The sequence below is a fragment of the Coraliomargarita sinensis genome (assembly GCF_003185655.1).
In the GTDB taxonomy this organism is placed as follows: Bacteria; Verrucomicrobiota; Verrucomicrobiia; order Opitutales; family Coraliomargaritaceae; genus Coraliomargarita_B; species Coraliomargarita_B sinensis.
In genome coordinates this window covers 157,179-171,003 of sequence record NZ_QHJQ01000001.1, presented here as the reverse complement: position 1 = coordinate 171,003, position 13,825 = coordinate 157,179, and the positions used below count along the sequence as shown (strand labels likewise).

Below are 13,825 nucleotides of genomic sequence, written 5' to 3'. Positions count from 1 at the left end.
CCTGTAGGACGCTCGGGTCCGGGGGTTGAATCACCCGGACAACGAAGGGAGCACTAACGCTAGTAAGGCAGCGGATACTTCCCGGTCAGCGCAGCCACTCGGCCTTTAACTTCTTCAATGGCGTCATCGAGACCGTCGGTATCGATGGCTTTGAGCACGGTATCGATGCAGGCGGCAATCTCTTTCATATCTTCCTCAACAAAACCACGACTGGTCACGGCCGGGGTGCCGAGGCGAATGCCGGAGGCTTTGAAAGGTGACCGCGTCTCGAAAGGAACCGCGTTTTTGTTGCAGGTAATGTGGGCCTTATCGAGCGTCTCCTGGGCCGACTTGGCTGTGAGATCGGGCAGATTTTCACGGAGGTCGACAAGGAAGAGGTGGTTGTCGGATCCGCCGGAGATGAGCTTGTAGCCGAGCGCTATCATGGCGGCGGCCAGCGCTTGTGAATTCTTCACAATTTGTGCGGCGTAATCCTTGAACTCGGGCTGGAGGGCTTCGCCGAAGCAGACGGCCTTGGCTGCGATGACATGCATGAGCGGGCCACCCTGTCCGCCCGGGAACATGGCCGAGTCGATCTTTTTGGCGTGCTCGGCCTTGCAAAGGATAAGCCCCCCGCGTGGGCCGCGCAAAGTCTTGTGGGTGGTGGTGGTCACGAAATCGGCGTGCGGCACCGGGGAAGGGTGCACGCCTGCGGCAACCAGTCCGGCGATGTGAGCGATATCGGCAAACAGGTAGGCCCCCACCGAGCGCGCGATTTCGCCCATGCGCTCGAAGTCGATGATGCGTGAGTAGGCGGATGCGCCCACCGTAATCATCTTGGGCTTTTCCTTTTCCGCAACGGCGGCCAGTTCGTCGTAATCAATGAGTCCGGTGTCTTCGCGAACCCCGTACTGGACAAACTCGTAAAGCTTACCGGAGAAGTTGACCGGATTGCCGTGTGTCAGGTGACCGCCGTGGGCCAGATTCATGCCCAGCACTTTATCGCCCGGTTTCAGGACGGAGGTGTAAACCGCGAAATTCGCCTGCGAACCCGAGTGGGGCTGCACGTTGGCATGATCCGCCCCGAAAAGTTCTTTCGCACGCTCGATGGCGAGGCGCTCGATGACATCCACGTGCTCGCAGCCCCCATACCATCGCTTGCCAGGGTAGCCTTCGGCGTACTTGTTCGTCAGAACGCTACCCTGAGCCTCCATCACGGCGGGGTAGGTGAAGTTTTCCGAAGCGATCAACTCGATATGATCTTCCTGGCGCTTACGCTCGGCGGCGATGGCGGCAGAGACTTCCGGATCGATTTGATCGAGGGGAGTGGCGTTGAGTGCAGTTGGAACGGTTGCAGTGGTCATTTCGTATACTGGTGCAGAAAAATTACTTGGGTCAAATTAGAAGGGCCAGAGCCAGTCTTTTGCGCTGGAGTTTTTTGATTCGGCCGGTGCGTCAGGCGCGTTCGTTTCCTGGTCGGAGTCCACGGATTCCTGAGCGCTTTCCGCTTCTTCAATTTCGACGAGCTCAACCGGAGCCGCAGATGCTTCTGCTTCTTCCGTCTCGGGAGCCTCGGTATGATCAGATGCAGGGGCGTTCTCGGCGGACGTATCGGTCGTCACTTCCGCGGCGTTCGCCTCGCTGCTAACCTCGGATTCGGGCTTCTCGCTCCAGAAGGGCCACCACCATGGGTCGCTGGATGCCTCGGGTTCAAATTCCTCGGCCAGCATTTCTTCGGTCGTCACACCGCCCTCTTCATTGCCAAAAGGCCAGGCCCAGCGTGCGAACGTGCGGCCCCAGCCGGCATCTTCCTGTGTGGTGGGATCGATCCCGGCGGCTTCCGCCATCTGCCGCATTTGTTGGGCGACATCCTTACGCCCCTCCAAGTGCTCGGCCAGCTTGGCCGTATCCTCCGGCGCAGCGGCAAGAATACGTGTCGGCACGCCGTCGAGCGGGCGTCCGGGGCGGTATTCGTAGAGCACGAAGCCGTGCCCCACCGGTGAAAGCACTTTCCGCATACCATCGTCCCAACGCATGAAGACATCCTGCCCCGTCATGGTCCACTGGCCGTCGAGCGAGCGGTCTTTCGAGGTCGTCAGACCTCCGAAACGGGCCAATTCCAGGCGCTCGTATTTTCCGTTTCCGCGGCGGACCAGCCAGTCGCCCCGGTAAAATGCACGGGCAACCTTGCGACTGGAGAAGGCGAGCCCTCCCGAGTCGGCTTCGCGTTCGGTTTTGTAGTCGGCATACCAGGCTGCCGGGACGTTCGACTCAATGGTGCGGGTGGCAGGAATGGTTTCGGTCTCATCGTCTTCGATAACCATGCCTGATTCGACTTGTTTGTAGTTAAAGCCGCGCTCGGTTTCCCGGAGGATGCCGTATTGGCCGCTGTCCCAAATAATATGCAGCTCACTGCCTTGCTTAGCCCACTCCCCCCGCTGGCCGCCGTCTTTACCAATGTTGGTCGCGGCGGATCGGTCGGGTTCGACAAAGAGAAAATCTTCTGTGTCAGCGAGTTTCCAGATCCCGAAATAACCTTTGGCCTGGTCCCGGTCAGAGCGCATGTCGTCTTCGCGGGTAGGCGGCTTGGCCCACTGGCCCAGTATTTCCTGAGGCAATTGAGAGCCGGCGGAACTGTAGATTTCGTTTCCTGTCGCGCCTTGATGGGTGACGGTAAACCCGGAACCGCTTCTCTCAATGACATGAGAGGAGCCGTCCTCCCAGGTCGCCGTTGCCGAGGAATCAGTGTGGCTCCAGTTGCCTTGGTAAACTGTGCGGTCCGTGTTATCGCCCCAAAAATAGGACGCAAGCCCCTGGCTTTTCAGAATGATGACAAGTGCGCCTTTCTCCGGGACCTGGACCTGCCAGGTGCCCCGAAACAAGTCTTCGGAACTCTGGGCAGAAGACGTGGTCGCGGTCAGTGCGAGAGTCAGTGCGAGTAGATACTTGGCCGCACCTACTATAAGGTCTATCGGGCAGGATTTTCCCCCTGTGATGGTGATCATGTGAGGTGCCTATTGTTCGTGGCCTAGGCAGGCAAGTTTTATTCGTGCTCCGAATGACCCCGACCAATTTTTGAAAAATCCAGAATGCTGCGGCTGATGTATCCTGCATCCAAAGCAGCCCGGTCTGTGTCCGACTCCTTTTCAACCGTCAGGCCCTCGTGAAAGTGGAAGCGGAATCGGCCGGGCCGGACTTCTTTAAACATACTGCCCAGCTCCACTTTCGCCGGCCGGGTCTCGAGAATCGAGCTGTCATCCCCGGTTTCGGGGGGGAAATTGATGTTCAGCACGACCCCTGCAGGAGGTGGCGCGTCGAGCACCTCACGGCTCATGAGGGCGGCCCAGCGCGCGGCCGAGTCGAGGGATCGGGAAAAATCACCGGAAGTCCGGCCCTTCGAACGACTCACCTCCGGAAACAAATCCTTCGGCACGCACTGACTGAAGGCGATCGCCGGTAAGCCCCAAAACGCACCTTCCAGGGCCCCTGCGATCGTGCCGGAGCTGAGCATGAGTGCCTCGGTTGTGTTATAGCCTATGTTGATACCGGAGACCACGACATCGGGCTTTTCCGGCAACAAATGTCCGAGCGCGATATTGACGCAATCGGTGGGCGTACCGCTGATGGCCCATGCCTCTTCCGTGCCCTCAAAAGTGGCAGGGCTGTGAACCACCTCGATTTCTTCCCGACGGCTCATCGCCCGACCGATCCAGCTTTGTTCGAATGCCGGTGCGGCGACCGAGATGCGGAATTCAGGCAGAAGCGACGCCACCAACCGGTGTAAAAAAGCCGACTCGATTCCATCGTCGTTGGTGACTAGTGCGTGAGGTTTCATAGTACGTTGCCTGTTGTTCGTTGACGGGTCATTGCTGGCTCCGGCGGGTTCCTCTTTTCGGCAGATTCTTCGGGGAAACGAAAAAGGTATTTAATCAAGACAAGTTGTGCGATTCCCAACAAGCAACATGGGACGAACAACGCTTAAACTCCCTCCGGCTTAGCCAGTACTTCGGCGGGTGCTTCGGTGATGCGCTCGCGAACGTGCGCCGGTAGTTCGACCGAGCGGAGTTCGCCCTCGGGGGTCAGTTCCGTCAGCACTGTCGTCATATGGCCTTTGCCGCATTGGGTCCGGCTGCCGTCCGGGTTGCGGCGCAGGATACGAAATTGGAATTCGATCGAGCGGTCTTTGACCGCTTTCACGGCGAGATGGATGTCGATTGTCTCTCCGAATCGCACCGGTGCCGAGAATTTACACTCGGCCCGGGCACGGGGCCAGCCCACCACCTCGCCCGGTTTTGTTCGGATCAGATCGACACCGGCGGCTTCGAAGAAGTCGCGCTCCGCCGTCTCCATGTATTTAAAGAAGTTGGAGAAATGAACCAGCCCGGCCATATCTGTCTCCGAAAATTCAATACGTCGGGTGGAGGTGTGTTCGTAGGCCATAGTGTAGAGTCATGACCAAGCTGGGAGTCTTGGCAACCACCTGTCTCGGTTTTCTGGAAGATGCAAGATAGATGGTGGGACCTCGCTGCGCGAGTTCGCTACGGTTCCTGCGGGTTGTCGCAATCTGCCGTATTGTAGCGTTGCGACGCCAGTCGCGTCTTTCCTTCAAAGTTTTTCCGCAACGATTTCCCGCACCTTCACCAGGTCCTGACTGAAGACGCGGATCCCCTGAGCCAGCTTTTCCGTGGCCATGGCGTCCTCGTTCATCAACCAGCGGAAAGAAGCCTCAGAGACATCCAGTCGTTGTATATCGGCGGACTTGGCCTCTTCCGGATCGAGCTTTCTTGTTACCTCGACGTCCATTCCCTGAAGCTCTTCCAGGAGTGCTGGGCTGATGGTCAGCAGGTCGCAGCCGGCCAGTTCCAGAATTTCACCCACGTTGCGGAAGCTCGCGCCCATGACCTCGGTGTCGTGGCCGAACTTTTTGAAGTAAGTGTAGATTTCCTTAACACTGGCGACGCCAGGGTCATTCTCGGCGGTGTATTCGGTGTCCGTGTTGGCCTTGAACCAGTCGAGGATACGCCCGACAAAAGGGGAAATCAGCTTAGCGCCGGCTTCCGCGCAGGCCACAGCCTGGGCCAGCGAGAACAGCAGGGTCATGTTACAGTTGATGCCTTCTTTCTGTAGAACCTTCGCGGCCTGGACGCCCTCCCAGGTCGAGGCGATCTTAATCAGAATACGCTCGCGTGGTGTGCCGGCAGCTTCGTAGAGCCCGATTAGTTCGCGTGCCTTGGCAATCGTGGCCTCGGTATCGAAGGAAAGGCGGGCATCCACCTCGGTGGAAACGCGTCCGGGCACGATCTCGAGAATTTTTTGGCCGAAGCCGATCAGCAGGTGATCGATAACTTGGTCGATCCGCTCCTCTCCGCTGGTTCCGGAATCCGCTGCCGCCGCGACGGCTGCATCCAGCACGCTGCTGTATTCCTCCTTCTGGAGCGCTTTTAGAATGAGCGATGGATTCGTCGTGGCATCCTGCGGGGCATAATCCGCCAGTGTTTCAAAGTCGCCGGTGTCAGCAACGACAGTCGTGAGTGATTTGAGGGTATCGAGTGAGTTGGACATGTGGAACATCAGATAAGTGATCCACCTCAAAGACAAACCTGAATCCGGATTCTTTAAGGGGTAGGGCCCTTTACATGCCCGGCGGGCGGAGGAAATATATTAGCAGGAAGGCGCTATGGCTCGGTAGTTGTGGGCTTGACGCGCCATACTGCCACCGCGAGAGCCACCCAGCCGCTCATCAGGGAAAGACCTCCGAGTGGCGTAATCGGCCCCAGCCATTTCGGCCCTTCCAGCGCCAGCCAGTAAAGCGAACCGCTGAAAAGGACGATTCCGATAAAGAAGAGCCATGCTGCAATCGCCTGCGCCTTGCCGGCCCCGGGCACCATCGCGCCAACAATCAGCGCCAGCGCGTGCCAAATGTGGTAGTCGACCGCCGTTTGCCATACCTCAAGCATGCCGGCTTCAACCAAAGTATCTTTGAGGGCATGGGCGCCAAAGGCACCCAGCGCGACTGCGACCAATGCTAGGGAGCATCCAATTGTGCCGTAAGTTCGATTCATCCTCTTTGCGATGTCTCAGTTTCATGCGGTCGGCAAGTTTGTTTCAATTGCTCCGGATAGTGAACGAAAGAGCATCGGTGAAAGTTATTTTATACTTGCGTTAGGGCGCACGAAAGACTTTTAAAAGCACTTAATATGCCGAAATTATCTACTAAAGCTGCGGCGCTTATGGCGTTGTCTGGTCTTTTCGTATGTCTCCCCTCTCCTGCTCTCGCCGATGCGGATGCCGATCGCATTGCGCGCTTGGAAAAGCGCTTGATGGAATTGGAGGCGCGCTTGTCCGAGCAGGAACAGGAAACCAAGGAAGTCAAAACCCTGGCGGCCAGCAGTGCGGCCGGAGCGAACCAATCCGGTGGCAGCTACACGGGTAACCCGCTCGCACTTGATATCATGGCCAACAGTGCCTGGCGTAATCTGCGCTGGACGCAGGAAGAACAGTGGGCCGGCATACGCAAAGGAATTTCGGAAGAGAAAGTGATCGAACTCCTTGGTAACCCGCCCCGCAGTCTCGATTCTTTAAAGCCCCGTGTGGACAAGGTATTCTGGTACGAAACCAGCCTTCGCGACCGCAGCACAGCCCTGCGCGGCAAAATTTCCTTCAAAGATGGCAAGGTAATTGCTGTCAAGAAGCCCAACTTTCAAGCGGTGAAGCAGGCCCTTCAATCACGATAGGCCTCGCTAAAGCGCTCGGAAAAACAAACAAAACAATAAACAAAACTACACTATGAAAAACAAAATTGCACTCGCATCTGCCTTCCTGGCAGCTTCGAGCTTCTCGACTGCGGAGATCGTGATCAACGACTTCCTCAGCTTCGAGGGCTTTGTAGACATGTCCTACTCCCATGTTGACGGGGAATTGGCTGACGCTAACGAGTCGGATAACAGCTTCGCGATCGACCAAGTCGAAATCAGCTGGTTGTTCGACTTCGATCCGGTAACCGCTCAAATCGACCTTCAGTACGAAGATCTGCCCGGTGATGACACTGTGGTTGAGCAAGCTTTCGCCACCTACCATCTCGACAATGGTAGTGCGATCACTGCCGGTCGTTATGCTTCCATGCTTGGTTTCGAAGCTTTCGAGCCGACTGGTTTGTATCAGTACTCCCTCGCCTACGACCTTCAGGTTCCTGGCTTCGACATTATGCTCGGTGGCGCAATGCCTGTTGCCGACGGTGTCGGCACTGTTGAAATCATCCCCGGTTACGCTCAAGGTGTGAAATACACTTACGAAGCGGACAACACCTTCTTCGGACTCTCCCTACAAGATGAAGTGTTCGATTATGACGGTGACCGCCTCGGTGGTGATGACGCTTCATCCTTCGGCATCGAAGCCGCTGGTTCGATCAACTTCGACAATGGTCTGACTTACTTCCTCGGTGGTGCGTATGAAGACTCCGATGAAGCCGAAGGTGACAGCTACATGCTGAACACTTACGTGACCTTCGAAACAGGCGCATGGATCTTTGCTGCTGAGCTCAACTACGGTGAGTCGGAAGCAGATGCATTCGCACTGGGTAGCCTGGTCAGCGGTAATTATCTTGCTGGTGGTAGCACGATGGGTGAAGAAGAAGCCCTTCAAGCACTCCTGATGGCGAACTTCGCCTACAGTGAAAAAGCTTCGATCACAGGTCGTTTCAGCTATGTTGATCACGAACTCGACGGAGACGGCTTCGGTGGCGACGTTGAACTTGAAGCATTCAAGTACACTCTGGCCCACGGTTATGCCTTCACGGACAACCTCTTCCTCGTCAACGAAATCTCCTACGTTGACGGTGATGCAGAATCCAGCACGCTTGCGCTTGACGAAGATTTCGAGTCGATCCAATACGCGGTCGAGCTGATCTTCAGCTTCTAATTTAGCCCAGACTAAATTTTATCTTAAGCCCTCCGGCCGTCAGGCCGGGGGGCTTTTTTTGTGCTTGCTAAACTAACGGTGTAATACCATATTCCTCCGATGAAACCCACTGGTTTCTGCAACAAACAACGCAAACTAACAAACTATGAAAAATTCAATTGCACTTGCTTCTGCCTTTTTGGCAGCTTCAAGCGCCTCGACGGCGGAGATCGTGATCAACGATTGGCTGTCTTTCGAGGGCTTTGTGGATATGTCTTATGTTCATTACGAAGGTGATGTAGATGCGACTTTAGACGGTACCGATGCGGAATTAACCGAATCGGGTAACAGCTATCAAGTCGATCAGGTCGAGATCAGCTGGCTCTTCGATTTCGATCCGGTCACCGCTCAGATTGATCTTCAGTATGAAGATCTTCCGGGTGATTCCACGGCCGTGGAGCAAGCATTCGCCACCTATCACTTCGATAACGGCGGCGCGATCACTGCAGGTCGCTACGCTTCCATGCTCGGCTTTGAGGCTTTCGAGCCGACTGGCCTGTACCAATACTCCACCGCATACGGCCTTCCGGCCACAGCAGGTGAGCTTACCGGCTTGATCCCGGGACCCATCGACACATTCCTCGGCCCGTTAACAGCGACGGCCTTTCCGATCGGTGCCCGTTACAGCCAAGGGGTGAAATACACCTACGACGGTGACGACACCTTCTTCGGCATCTCTATCCAGGACGGGATCAACCTGTATTCCGATCGTCTAGGTGGCGATCCCAATGGCTTCGACAACGGCGGTTATGGCGTGGAAGTGGCCGGGTCCTACTACATGGACAATGGCTTGAGCTTCTTCCTCGGCGGCGCTTACGAAGATGGCGATGGCATCGCTGTGGGCGGGACTCCCGTCACTGGTGATACCGAGTCTATTATTCTGAACTCCTATGTCACCTTCGAGACCGGCGCGTGGCTCTTCGCATTCGAACTCTTCTACGGAGAGAACGAGTTGGAAGACATCGTAATCGCTCCCGGTTCCAGTGCCGAGACAGAGTCATTCGGTGGTCTGCTTATGGCTAACTTCGCTTACAGCGACAAAGCTTCTGTGACCGGTCGTCTCTCCTACACAGATTTCGACATCGAAGGTTCGACCACTGTCCCTACACCGATCAACGGCAGTGCCGACGCAGAAATGCTGAAGCTCACACTCGCGCACAGCTACGCGTTCACCGACAACCTTCTGCTGGTGACCGAAGTTAGCTATTCTGATATCGATGCCGATGGTTCTGCTTCGGATGGGATCGACACGCTGTCGGCCGATGCCGACTTCGACGAACTGCTCGGCGCAGTCGAGTTGATCTTCTCCTTCTAAACGGAGACAACTGCTAAATTTTCAAACCCCCGGGAAACCGGGGGTTTTTTGTGGGTCGGGAGGCAATAGGTGTTGGCCCCATAGTATCCGGGTTAAAAGATTTGATCTGCATCCGATCGACTGGAGCGATGGTACGCTACATGCTACGCCATCTCCGTAAAAATTCCGTCGAGGCCACGTAGCCTCGCTTGTCAAAGCGGGGTGTTCGAGTTGCGAAAAATCTGGTTTTACCGGAAAAAGTAAGAAGCTGGTATAATACCGAATTCAGAAAGGGCTGTCTCGGTAGGCTCGCTTGTAGCGAGGGCACGATGGTGCCGTCGATTATCGCATAGATCTATCGACCTTGCTCTCGCAACGTCGTTACGAGGACAGATCTTCTTTAATTTGTATTTCACCATTACGAAGAAGGGCTGACCGAAATGACACCCAACTCATCATCTTAAGCGGAACTTATTGCGGAGCAGAGGATTACGATTACGAGCATGATTACGATGGTGAAACTTACGAGGGGCGAACCTCTTGTGTAACGGTATTATACCGCTTCGATATAATTATGGTTCAATCGAATTGATGTAGCAGAGCCAGTCTCTGGCTCTATCCCGATATGTATGCATGAGGGCCCGTCTTTGAAAAGCGACGCCGTGGCATACTGACTCGGCTACATTGCTCATTTCGACATACTTCGACCCCAACTTGTGTCGGATCGCTACCGGTATACTTCCAGAATACTGTATTAAAAGAAGAGCTCGATTCCGGCCTGCACCCAATATTCACGGAAGCTGTCGAGTTCTCCACCTCCGCTGCTGTTGATGGTCGCCGACGTAAAAAAGAGAGCGTTATCACAAAGATCCATTTCGATGTGCCCGAGTAAGCTGCGAGACTGATCGTCGAGATTATGAGTGTAGCGCAGAAGTCCGTCGGCGCCGCCGACCAAATCGTTGTGGTAGGCTTGCAGCAGTAGATAATTCTCACGGAAGAAGGACTCACGGTTGCTCTGGCTCAGTGCAAAATCAGCCAATGGTTCCAAATCGGGGAGTGTCTCCGGCAGCGGATCGTCAATCCCGCTGGAATTGTAGAAATATTCGGCGGCGAGCATTAAACCGTTGCCGAATGTATAGCTGGCTCCGGCGAGCATTTCTTCATCCTCAGTGGAAAAACTACCCTCGGAGTAGAGAATCCAAGCATCATCGAGATTGTAGCTCAGGTAGTAACCAAGGCGCTCGTCGATGGCCTCGGCATCCTCCATGGTGGAGGCAACGAGCGCGGCGTGCCCGCGGTCGAAAAGGTAGTCCAGTTTGAGTGCATAGATATCGCGGAAGTCCTGACGCAACTCAGGGCGGATGCGATATTCTTTACGCCCGTCATCAATATTGGCGATCGCGGTGAGGCTCCACTGGTCGTCAATCGTCCATGAGGCCTGAAGGAAATCGGCAGCATCGACTTCGTCTTTCGGCTCACTCCGCCCGTTCTTGCTGTCAAAGGGGTTGGAGGGCGAGAGCAGAAACGCGGGGCCCCATTGCAGGTCCTCGCGGGCATACGAAAGCGAGAGCCAGGGAGTCGGAAAGAACCGCAGGGTCCATTCGTGAAGGTAAGTGTCGTTATCGCTGTCTTCCTCGCCTTCCCGTGTGCCATCCTTGTAGTAATCCCGCCATGCCACGAAGCGCGGCGCGAGGTAAGCATAGAAACGATCCGTCTCGATACGAGCTTCCGGGCGAAACTCGTTTTGCAATCGGTATTCCGGAATGTCGAAAAGATTGTCCTGATTCAGAGGAATTGCCGCGTAATGCTGGGCAAAGGCCGAACTGATGTTGCGTATGCTGTAATCGCCATGGGCTTCCCACCATTCCAGCAGCGACTGGCTCGCATTTAGTGAATACACACAGGCTAAGCTGCAGGCGATGATTCTAAATTTCATGGATTTCAAAACTCAGCGCGCCAGTGATTGTGGCGAAAACAAGCGGTTGGGCACGGGGCCTAGTTCAGGAGGAGAAAATTTCATGATGGTCTTCGTTGTATCGCCGATCGCATCACTGATTGAAATCCGTGAAATGAAGGGGATGTCTTCCCCCTGCTTCAAGATACTGTGGGCGTAAGACATATTGGCGTGTTTGAGCTGCTTGCTCCCGTCGGGATTATAGTATTCAGCACGCAGCCCAACCAGACGTTCCTTCGAGATCCAGTATTTGATGCGTGCGTAGGTAACATTTCGGCTCTCTGCCTGAAGTTCAAAAAGATAACAAGGCTCACTATCAAGCATGCCTTCCTGCATGGAGAGGACTTCATAATCCTCCGCGTAATTGGTTGATGCGATATCGCCGTTTGCGGCTTTGCCGGCCAGCTTTTGCCTTGTGGAGACGGGGACTGCTTTACTCAAGCCGGGTTTATAGAACCACATGTTTCCTTTGGACAAGAGCAATGTGTGGCCCTTCTGGCGCGATGGCGCCAGTGTCTCGGCTCTCATGTCAAAGCCACGTGCCCGGACCTCAATTTTTCGGGTAGCTTCATCGGCATCGGTTATCTCAACTGTCCAGCGGACTCCGTCCAAATTGCCACGGGCGGCATCTGCGCGGGCGAGAATCTCTTTTGGCTCAATTGCATGGATTTGGCAGCAGAAAAACCCGACCAGGATCAAATAAATGTAGTGCTTAAACATGTCCGAGAGCATCGATGATTTTGATGCGGCTTGCTTTACGAGCCGGTAGCATGGTCGCGATCATCGCGACGACAATAATGATTATGCCTGTAGTCAGCATATAATGGGGGGCGATCGTAATTTCCCAAGGCACCTCTTTCGGGATGTTTGGCGGTGTCCACTGAGGCCGGAGTATCTGAATGATTGCACATATAACGAGGTGTAAGGCGCCTCCTACGAAGGCACCTGCGCTTGAGAGAAGCAGGCTTTCAACCATAAACAAGCGGAGGACTCCGCTCCGGCGCAAGCCGAGGGCTCGAAGTGTTCCGATCTCCCGAGTTCGCTCAATGACCGACATACTAATGGTATTAACGACAGCAAGTCCGACTACCAGTGCCATGATGACGAAGATGAAACTAAAAAGAACCAAAAACATGCCCTGAATCCGCCCGTAGGAAGGGCGTAATTCCTGCCAGGTCGCAATCTCTACATTATGGCCGGCATCCTTTAGTGCAGCGAGCATTTGCGCGCGGACGGCCTCCATATCGGCTTCCGGTTTGAGCAGCAATAAGACACGGTCGGCACCTTGCGTGCCGTAGAGCTCACGGGCCAGCCCAAGCGGAAGCGTGACCAGTAGTTGGTCGAGGAGCTCCAGCGGCGCGTCTTGTCGCTGCACGACGGTGGCGTCAAGCGCGTTCATATAACCGTCCTTGGTATTTGCCATTAGCACGACATCGGCATCCATCTCGAGTCCAAGCAACTCGGCCAGCCCATGGGCCGCGCTTATTCCGGTGGCACCTTTAGTTCCGGACAGCAGGGCACCCTCGTGGAAAGTAAGCTTACGGACAAAGCCATCTGCCGCTGATCGTATTTGCCGCACGTCTTCCGGCACAATGCCCTGAGCCAGAATAATGGTATTGCTATTCCCGTAGTTGAGCAGCCCGGTGAGGTGGAGCTGCGGTGTGCTGAGTGCGACTGGTTGCGCCTGTGAGCAGATGGCCAAAATATCTTCAAGCTCTTCATCTTCGATCAGATATTGGCCGGGGTTCAGCGCACCCTCGCGGCGGAAGCCCTCTTGGAAAATAGCGAGGTGCCCGTTGCCGAAAGCATGGACGTAGGAGTCTTCCAGCCCGCGAAAAACATAAAGCATGAAGCCGGCCATCAAATTAATCGCGGCAAAGCCCAGTGCTACCGCGCAGATCGTAAAAAATGACCGGCGCCGGTTTTTCAAAAGGTTACGGAAACCGAGTTGAAGCCAGGTATTCATGACGGGGCAATCCGGCCGTCTGCGAGATGGATCGCCCGGTCGGCCTGTTTAACGAGACCCATATCGTGAGAAGAAAAAACGACGGTAGTGCCGGACTCGCGGTTAAGGGTGCGTAGTGTATCCACGATCAATTGAGCGTTTGTCGAATCAAGGTTTGCGGTTGGCTCATCCGCTATGACGATTGCCGGGTCGGTCACCAGGGCGCGGGCGATAGCGACCCGTTGTTGCTGACCGCCGGAGAGTTTGTCGGGGCGGTGTGAGCTGTGATCCGCTAAGCCCATTGATTCAAGTAGCTTCCAGGCTTTTTGCTGACTGTCACGGCCCACCGTTGCGCCGAATTGAAGCGGGAGGAGGACGTTTTCCAATGCGCTCAAGACGGGAACCAGATTGAACTGTTGAAAAACGAAACCGATAGATTGATTGCGAAAGTCAGCCTTCGCATCGTCATCCAACGCGGCCATGTCGATCCCATTCAGAAGCACCTGTCCCGAATCTGCACGATCAAGTGCGCCTAGAATATGACAGAGAGTCGATTTGCCCGAGCCGGACGGCCCCGACAGTGCAACAAACTCACCTTTTTCGATCTCCAGACCGACATCCTGTAGTGCCTTTACCGTTAAGCGACCAAACTGATAGCGCTTGTTAACACCTTGCAACTCAACCAGTGGCATATTGC

At 55.2% G+C, this 13,825-nt stretch carries 13 protein-coding genes; 3 read left to right on the top strand and 10 right to left on the bottom strand.

Features of this window, described 5'->3' with window-relative positions; all coding sequences use genetic code 11:
- Positions 1 to 59: 59 nt before the first annotated feature.
- From DDZ13_RS00805 to DDZ13_RS00780, 6 genes are all read right to left on the bottom strand, one after another.
- On the bottom strand, positions 60 to 1,343 hold the full coding sequence (locus DDZ13_RS00805; protein ID WP_110129520.1) for a serine hydroxymethyltransferase: 1,284 nt from the start codon (positions 1,341 to 1,343) through the stop codon (positions 60 to 62).
- Between the two features lie 36 nt (positions 1,344 to 1,379).
- Entirely contained in the window at positions 1,380 to 2,984 is a 1,605-nt protein-coding gene (locus DDZ13_RS00800; RefSeq protein ID WP_110129519.1) for a hypothetical protein, read from the bottom strand.
- Positions 2,985 to 3,022: 38 nt separating this feature from the next.
- Positions 3,023 to 3,814 (bottom strand): 5'/3'-nucleotidase SurE, encoded by a 792-nt coding sequence (gene surE / locus DDZ13_RS00795; RefSeq protein WP_110129518.1) that lies wholly within the window; start codon positions 3,812 to 3,814, stop codon positions 3,023 to 3,025.
- A 143-nt stretch (positions 3,815 to 3,957) separates the two neighbouring features.
- Complete coding sequence (locus DDZ13_RS00790) at positions 3,958 to 4,419, bottom strand: acyl-CoA thioesterase (RefSeq protein ID WP_110129517.1); 462 nt, start codon at positions 4,417 to 4,419, stop codon at positions 3,958 to 3,960.
- A 165-nt stretch (positions 4,420 to 4,584) separates the two neighbouring features.
- Entirely contained in the window at positions 4,585 to 5,541 is a 957-nt protein-coding gene (gene tal, locus DDZ13_RS00785; protein WP_110129516.1) for a transaldolase, read from the bottom strand.
- Between the two features lie 113 nt (positions 5,542 to 5,654).
- Positions 5,655 to 6,041 carry a DUF423 domain-containing protein gene (locus tag DDZ13_RS00780; RefSeq protein WP_110129515.1) on the bottom strand — a complete coding sequence of 129 codons (387 nt, stop codon included), beginning with the start codon at positions 6,039 to 6,041 and terminating at the stop codon, positions 5,655 to 5,657.
- Positions 6,042 to 6,176: 135 nt separating this feature from the next.
- Between DDZ13_RS00780 and DDZ13_RS00775 the strand changes: the two genes are divergently transcribed.
- The 3 genes from DDZ13_RS00775 (at position 6,177) to DDZ13_RS00765 (ending at position 9,250) form a co-directional block, all read left to right on the top strand.
- Positions 6,177 to 6,713, top strand: a complete 537-nt coding sequence (locus tag DDZ13_RS00775; protein ID WP_146209186.1) for a hypothetical protein — start codon at positions 6,177 to 6,179, stop codon at positions 6,711 to 6,713.
- 52 nt (positions 6,714 to 6,765) lie between these two features.
- Positions 6,766 to 7,896 (top strand): outer membrane beta-barrel protein, encoded by a 1,131-nt coding sequence (locus DDZ13_RS00770; protein ID WP_110129513.1) that lies wholly within the window; start codon positions 6,766 to 6,768, stop codon positions 7,894 to 7,896.
- 145 nt (positions 7,897 to 8,041) lie between these two features.
- The gene (locus DDZ13_RS00765; protein WP_110129512.1) at positions 8,042 to 9,250 is read left to right on the top strand and encodes an outer membrane beta-barrel protein; all 1,209 of its coding nucleotides are present in this window, start codon (positions 8,042 to 8,044) and stop codon (positions 9,248 to 9,250) included.
- A 733-nt stretch (positions 9,251 to 9,983) separates the two neighbouring features.
- Here DDZ13_RS00765 and DDZ13_RS00760 read toward each other — a convergent pair.
- Genes DDZ13_RS00760 through DDZ13_RS00745 form a run of 4 tightly spaced genes read right to left on the bottom strand, consistent with a single transcriptional unit; the run spans position 9,984 to position 13,820 of the window.
- Positions 9,984 to 11,165, bottom strand: a complete 1,182-nt coding sequence (locus DDZ13_RS00760; protein WP_146209185.1) for a hypothetical protein — start codon at positions 11,163 to 11,165, stop codon at positions 9,984 to 9,986.
- 12 nt (positions 11,166 to 11,177) lie between these two features.
- Complete coding sequence (locus DDZ13_RS00755) at positions 11,178 to 11,903, bottom strand: outer membrane lipoprotein-sorting protein (protein WP_158279718.1); 726 nt, start codon at positions 11,901 to 11,903, stop codon at positions 11,178 to 11,180.
- Complete coding sequence (locus tag DDZ13_RS00750; RefSeq protein WP_110129509.1) at positions 11,896 to 13,149, bottom strand: ABC transporter permease; 1,254 nt, start codon at positions 13,147 to 13,149, stop codon at positions 11,896 to 11,898. The genes DDZ13_RS00755 and DDZ13_RS00750 overlap by 8 nt, the downstream gene beginning before the upstream one ends.
- Positions 13,146 to 13,820: an ABC transporter ATP-binding protein gene (locus DDZ13_RS00745; RefSeq protein WP_110129508.1), complete on the bottom strand. Its 675-nt coding sequence runs from the start codon at positions 13,818 to 13,820 to the stop codon at positions 13,146 to 13,148. Before DDZ13_RS00745 ends, DDZ13_RS00750 begins: the two co-directional genes overlap by 4 nt.
- Positions 13,821 to 13,825 lie beyond the last annotated feature (5 nt).

Coding starts and splice junctions, on each gene's coding strand:
- DDZ13_RS00805 (WP_110129520.1), bottom strand. CDS start 1,343: ATGACCACTGCAACCGTTCCAACTGCACTCAACGCCACTCCCCTCGAT.
- DDZ13_RS00800 (WP_110129519.1), bottom strand. CDS start 2,984: ATGATCACCATCACAGGGGGAAAATCCTGCCCGATAGACCTTATAGTA.
- surE (WP_110129518.1), bottom strand. CDS start 3,814: ATGAAACCTCACGCACTAGTCACCAACGACGATGGAATCGAGTCGGCT.
- DDZ13_RS00790 (WP_110129517.1), bottom strand. CDS start 4,419: ATGGCCTACGAACACACCTCCACCCGACGTATTGAATTTTCGGAGACA.
- tal (WP_110129516.1), bottom strand. CDS start 5,541: ATGTCCAACTCACTCGATACCCTCAAATCACTCACGACTGTCGTTGCT.
- DDZ13_RS00780 (WP_110129515.1), bottom strand. CDS start 6,041: ATGAATCGAACTTACGGCACAATTGGATGCTCCCTAGCATTGGTCGCA.
- DDZ13_RS00775 (WP_146209186.1), top strand. CDS start 6,177: ATGCCGAAATTATCTACTAAAGCTGCGGCGCTTATGGCGTTGTCTGGT.
- DDZ13_RS00770 (WP_110129513.1), top strand. CDS start 6,766: ATGAAAAACAAAATTGCACTCGCATCTGCCTTCCTGGCAGCTTCGAGC.
- DDZ13_RS00765 (WP_110129512.1), top strand. CDS start 8,042: ATGAAAAATTCAATTGCACTTGCTTCTGCCTTTTTGGCAGCTTCAAGC.
- DDZ13_RS00760 (WP_146209185.1), bottom strand. CDS start 11,165: ATGAAATTTAGAATCATCGCCTGCAGCTTAGCCTGTGTGTATTCACTA.
- DDZ13_RS00755 (WP_158279718.1), bottom strand. CDS start 11,903: ATGTTTAAGCACTACATTTATTTGATCCTGGTCGGGTTTTTCTGCTGC.
- DDZ13_RS00750 (WP_110129509.1), bottom strand. CDS start 13,149: ATGAATACCTGGCTTCAACTCGGTTTCCGTAACCTTTTGAAAAACCGG.
- DDZ13_RS00745 (WP_110129508.1), bottom strand. CDS start 13,820: ATGCCACTGGTTGAGTTGCAAGGTGTTAACAAGCGCTATCAGTTTGGT.